Source organism: Candidatus Infernicultor aquiphilus (assembly GCF_002784285.1).
GTDB lineage: Bacteria > Atribacterota > Phoenicimicrobiia > Phoenicimicrobiales > Phoenicimicrobiaceae > Infernicultor > Infernicultor aquiphilus.
The window spans coordinates 1-5,426 of record NZ_PFKO01000091.1 but is presented as its reverse complement, the minus strand read 5'-3'; the positions used below and the strand labels follow the sequence as shown (position 1 = coordinate 5,426).

Sequence of the window (5,426 nt, the reverse complement as noted above, 5' to 3'; positions counted from 1 at the left end):
GTTTTTTTTAAGATCTCCCGAAGAAAGTCCGGAAAAACTATTAAACCTCATAGATGAATCATATTCAAAGGTGCGGATTCTCTGTTTGTTAAAAACTGCGGTTCATCTAGATTTGTTTGATTTTCTGGAAAATTTCAAGAGTGCGCAGGAATTGTCGAGTAGATTAGAGATCGATTTAACCTTAACCGAATATTTATTAAAGGTCTTTCGTGAATTAGATCTGTTGGAAGATAAGATTGAAGGCAATACAAATTATTATAAAAACAAAGAAGTAACCAACATTTATCTTAAAAAGAACTCCGAATACAACATTATTAATTCCTTGCAATATTACTTTGATGATGTTAAAAGCTGGGAAAATTTAGAATCGATTTTGAAGAATCAGCAGGGTTTTCATTCAGATATTCACACTTTTTTCCCTGAGGTTATCAATAGAATGGCCGATGAATGTAAATGCTGGGAATTACCCAAGATTTTAAATGAGATTTCCAAATATAAAGAATTTAAAAACGCCAGGAAACTCCTGGATTTAGCAGGGGGACATGGACTTTATGCTATTGGCTTTAGTATGCTGAACCAAGATATAAAGAGTTATGTATTCGATCTGATACCTGTCATCAAACAAACAGATAAATTTATAAAAAAATACAAGGCAAAAAACGTTTTTACCATTGCAGGAGATTTTTACAATGATGATATCGGGATGGATTATGACGTGATATTTGCTTCTTATAACCCGGGGGGAAAGAATCCTCAAATAGCCAAAAAAGTTTATGCTGCCTTGCGGAAGGGGGGATTATTTGTAGATAAACAATTTTTCTTGAAAAAAGAAAATGGTTTGGATGATTATTTAAATAACATGGAATGGAATTTTTCAAAAACGAAAGGCCTTAAGAAAGGGATGGTAAGGTTTACATTTAAAGGAGATTTGGATTTAGATAGTTATCTTAAATATTTAAAAGAATTGGGATTTGAAATTTTAGATACCGTTAGCATTCAACAATTGTTAGGATTTGGATGTCCTTCGGCAAAAATGATTATCGCCAAGAAATAATAGCAACACTGCTTTTTAATTTAATTTTTTAGTCATTTTTAAAGAAGGCTTTTATTTTTGTAAATATGGTGTTACTTTTTTGATAAATATAATATTTATCAAATTATAAAATATAAAATCATGGAGGTTATGGAAGAGAATGAAAAGAAATAAAACCTTGATAAATGGTATATTATTGAGTATGTTAATAATTGTATTTCTGGCAGCTAATGCCCTGAGAAGCGGAGCGAATAATACAACCGTAGATATCCAGACAACAGCTCAGCTGACAAGTGATAACATAGAGAGTATACAGATAGAAGACATCTTAAAAAGAAAGGTTGAAATACCCAAAAAAGTGAATAGAATTCTTGCTTTAGGATGTTCTCTTAGAGAAATTGTGTGTGTTAACGCAGCCGATAAAGTTGTAGGTATTGAGTATCGTGAAAAACCCAAAACTTCTGAAAAAGAAGGTGTTCCGCAGGGTTCAGATTTACCATATATGTTAGTTTTTCCGCAGCTATATGATTTGCCGATAGTTAATGTCGGAGCAGGTGGGAGTGACTTTAATTATGAAAAAATCATAGAGTTAAATCCGGATATCATATTTATTGGAACAAGCGAAGTGCAGGCAGCTGATGATTTACAAAAGAAAACTGATATCCCGGTCATAGCTCTATATACCAATGCCATAGGGACTTCAAAACAATACGAAATATTCTATAATTCCTTAAGAATTACGGGAAAAGTCTTAGGGGCAGAGGAGAGAGCCGAAGAATTGATTGATATTATGGAGAACTATTTCCAGGATCTGAATGAAAGAGTAAAAAATATCCCCGATAGCGAAAAACCAAGTGTCTATATTGGTGGAAGAGCTTTTTATGGTTCCCATGGTATTTCCGGAACCGATCCTCAGTGGCCACCTTTTAATTTAATTAAGGCGAAAAACGTTGCTTCTAGTTTGTCGGATATAAGTTGTGGAATGAGTATTGATAAAGAAGCACTAATAGGATGGAATCCCGGTACGATCTTTATATCTCCTGTCTCCTTATCTATCATAAATAACGAATTAAAATCTACTCCTTACCAAGATTTAAAAGCAGTTAAGGAGAAAAGGGTATATTATGTCCTTCCCTATTGCTGGTATTCCTACAACAAAGAAAATGCGATTGCAGACGCTTATTTTGTAGGAAAAATTCTTTACCCAGATGTATTTGAAGATATTGAAATTGATAAAAAAGGTGTTGAGATATTTGAGAAGTTCTATGGTAAAAATGGGGAAGATACCTATTATAAACTAAAAGATAAATATAATGCTTTCAGAAAAGTAGAATAAGAAAATATTAAAATAAAATTTTAATGAGGTAGACAACCATAAATATTATTGAAAAATATAAAGAATATAGTAGAAAAAAAATAGTAATTGGATGTATTTTACTTATTATTTTGCTTCTGAGTAGTATATATTCTCTATCTATTGGAGGATATAAATTATCATTAACTCAAATCTATCATTCATTAACCGGCAATGGTGATAATGCTACAAATTTAATTATTTGGAATATACGCTTGCCAAGGATTGTGGCAGCAATCGTTGCCGGTATTTCATTGGCAGTCTCGGGCGCGGTTATGCAGTGTACTCTAAGGAATCCGCTTGCTTCTCCCTATACCATAGGAATATCTTATGGAGCAATGTTCGGAGCTGCCTTTGCAATAATATTTTTTGATGTAGGCGGAGCGGAAAGTACAGGAAAAATTTTTGTGAATAGTCCTTATGTAGTAACAGTTTTTGCCTTTATAGGGGCATTGATGGCTGTTTTGATTATACTTTTACTTGCAAAGTTGAGAAGGTTGACGCCTGAGGCAATGATTTTAGCTGGTATCGCCATTGGTTCTTTATTTTCGGCAGGGACTATGGTTATGCAGTACTTTGCCAATGACTTGCAGTTAGCATCAATGGTCTATTGGACTTTTGGAGATTTGGGAAGACCTCTTTGGGTGGAAGTTGGTATTATGACTGTCATAATGGTTTTTTCGTTAATTTATTTTATCTACAAACGTTGGGATTATAATGCCTTGGAAAGTGGAGAAGAAAGTGCAAAATCGTTGGGAGTCAATACGGAGAGGACAAGACTGTGGGGGATGCTCGTGGCTTCACTATTAGTTTCAGTTAATGTTGCATTTTTAGGTATCATTGGATTTGTCGGATTAATATGCCCTCATATGGTGAGAATATTTATGGGAGGGGATTACAGATTTATAATTCCCATATCGGCTTTGTTTGGTGCGATTTTATTATTAATCTCAGATACCGTTGCCAGGACGATAATATCTCCCATTGTATTGCCGGTTGGTATATTAACTTCCTTTATGGGAGCACCTGTATTTCTTTATTTACTGGTAAAAATGTATAAGCAATAAAAGAGGGCAAGTAAACCATAACCAGAGTAAGATAGTAAAAAATAAAATAAGAAATAAGGAAAATGTTCACTATGATTCTTTCGGTTGATGGAGTTGAATTTTCATATAAAAGTAAAAAAGTTCTGGAAAATATAAAATTTAAAGTGGATAAAGGTGATGTTGTTTCTGTTCTCGGAATTAATGGAGCTGGAAAGTCTACTCTTTTAAAATGTATAAATAGAATATTAAAGCCTAAAAAAGGAGCAATATTAATTGATGATTTTAACCTTAATAAATTAAATAGTTTAGAAATTGCAAAAAAAATAGCCTATATTCCCCAAAGCGTTAATGGTAATTATATAAGTGTATTTGATGCCGTACTGTTGGGGAGGAAACCGTACATAAAATGGGAAGTTTCAAAAAAAGATCTTAAGATAACCAGTGATATTTTAAAACTTATGAATCTGGAAGATTGTGCTTTAAGGTATACAAAGGAACTAAGTGGCGGGGAACTCCAAAAAGTAGCTATAGCAAGAGCTCTTGCTCAAGAACCTCGAATTCTTTTGTTGGATGAACCTACCAATAATCTTGATTTGAAAAATCAAATGGCAATAATGAAAATTATCAAAAATATTTCCAGATCTCAGAATATCTCTTCAATCGTGGTTACGCATGATCTAAATCTTGCTTTAAGATTTTCGGATAAATTTATTATGTTAAAAGATGGAATGATTTTTTCAGAGGGAAACAATGAAGTGATCAATTCCAAGAATATCCAGGAAGTTTATGATGTTAATGCTTATGTAGATAATTATAACGGAATACCAATTGTTGTTTTAGTTTAAGTTTAAAAGTAATTCACTCTGAATTTCTTTTTCTGATATCTAAATTCTCTTCCCAATATAATTTTGAAAAATCTTCTTCTTTCATTCGCTGCAAAAATACCTTACCATCTAAATGGTCATTCTCATGAATCTACTATTTCTCTTCCCTGATCAAAATCCTCTACTTTTTCTGATTTTTGAAAAAGTAATCTACCTTCCTCAGTCCCTGCCTGTTTTGGCAGTATAATACCCATAATTTTTACCTCTAGTTTTTACCTCCTTTCCATCTTATCATTTCTTTATTTCTTCCTTAAATTCTGGAAAATATTGGTTGATAATCCTTAAATTAAATCTGGGAAGAATAGATTCTTTAGGTTCTCTCTCTAATAAAAACTCAAAGGACTTTTTTATTAATTTCTCTTTGTCTATTTTACCTCCAGTTAAATCTTGCCAATATTCATCATCTAAACTTACATCATATTCTTTGCTTACTCCTTCCTTTTCCACTTTCACTGTGAATTCCTGTTGATTTTTCCTTTTAACTTCAATCATTTTTTACTCCTTTCTAAAATTTAATATTTGACCTTGCTCAGGTCTACCCTCATGGATAATTTTCCCCCGAAACCTGTTTATTAGATGAAAACCAGATTTCTCTATCTTTTGCTTAAGCTTTTCTGTTTCGATATGTTCAGGATAGACCGAAACTAAACCATGAGGTTCTTACTATTTCTACCACATCCAAAATCCAAAATAATCTGGCCTTCCTCAATGCCAACTTTTTTTAAAATCTCTTTACATCTCTCTTCTGTATCATCTTCTATTTTATTTTTCACTTCTAACCTCTTTTTAAAATTCTCTTGGTTAGCTTAAGAAATACTTGAAAATAAAAGCAATCTAATATAAAAATAAGTCTCAATATTATTGAAAAATATTAATTTCTATTTATCAAATAATTTTATAATGTTTTTTCTATTTATCCCGACTTCCGCACTTAAATTGCTGTAACTCGCATAAACACTGGATTCTTAATTTTTAAAAGGCACTACATTTTCAACTTTTCTATAATATAGGGAGTCATCGATCTTTTAATATTAAAGACCTGGTATATCTTTTTAGCCTCTTTAGACATCCTGGAGGGAAGCCCATATCGTATTCTTTTCTCTTGATCA

At 32.3% G+C, this 5,426-nt stretch carries 6 protein-coding genes; 4 read left to right on the top strand and 2 right to left on the bottom strand.

The window, feature by feature from the left end:
• From COZ07_RS02615 to COZ07_RS02600, 4 genes are all read left to right on the top strand, one after another.
• A partial coding sequence (locus COZ07_RS02615; protein ID WP_406607037.1) for a class I SAM-dependent methyltransferase occupies window positions 1-1,054 on the top strand: 1,054 nt, incomplete at its 5' end.
• A gap of 139 nt (window positions 1,055-1,193) precedes the next feature.
• Entirely contained in the window at window positions 1,194-2,369 is a 1,176-nt protein-coding gene (locus COZ07_RS02610; protein ID WP_406607036.1) for an iron ABC transporter substrate-binding protein, read from the top strand.
• A 38-nt stretch (window positions 2,370-2,407) separates the two neighbouring features.
• Window positions 2,408-3,454: an iron ABC transporter permease gene (locus COZ07_RS02605; protein ID WP_406607046.1), complete on the top strand. Its 1,047-nt coding sequence runs from the start codon at window positions 2,408-2,410 to the stop codon at window positions 3,452-3,454.
• Between the two features lie 71 nt (window positions 3,455-3,525).
• Window positions 3,526-4,278: an ABC transporter ATP-binding protein gene (locus COZ07_RS02600; protein ID WP_406607035.1), complete on the top strand. Its 753-nt coding sequence runs from the start codon at window positions 3,526-3,528 to the stop codon at window positions 4,276-4,278.
• A gap of 270 nt (window positions 4,279-4,548) precedes the next feature.
• Here the strand turns inward: COZ07_RS02600 and COZ07_RS02595 are convergent, their stop codons facing one another.
• Both COZ07_RS02595 and COZ07_RS02590 read right to left on the bottom strand, forming a co-directional pair.
• Window positions 4,549-4,809, bottom strand: a complete 261-nt coding sequence (locus tag COZ07_RS02595) for a hypothetical protein (RefSeq protein WP_406607034.1) — start codon at window positions 4,807-4,809, stop codon at window positions 4,549-4,551.
• Window positions 4,810-4,961: 152 nt separating this feature from the next.
• Window positions 4,962-5,090 (bottom strand): hypothetical protein, encoded by a 129-nt coding sequence (locus tag COZ07_RS02590; RefSeq protein ID WP_406607033.1) that lies wholly within the window; start codon window positions 5,088-5,090, stop codon window positions 4,962-4,964.
• Between the last annotated feature and the right edge of the window lie 336 nt (window positions 5,091-5,426).

What these genes read in the sequence shown, in the direction of transcription:
- COZ07_RS02595 (WP_406607034.1), bottom strand. Translation starts at nt 4,809, where the DNA reads ATGATTGAAGTTAAAAGGAAAAATCAACAGGAATTCACAGTGAAAGTG.
- COZ07_RS02610 (WP_406607036.1), top strand. Translation starts at nt 1,194, where the DNA reads ATGAAAAGAAATAAAACCTTGATAAATGGTATATTATTGAGTATGTTA.
- COZ07_RS02600 (WP_406607035.1), top strand. Translation starts at nt 3,526, where the DNA reads ATGATTCTTTCGGTTGATGGAGTTGAATTTTCATATAAAAGTAAAAAA.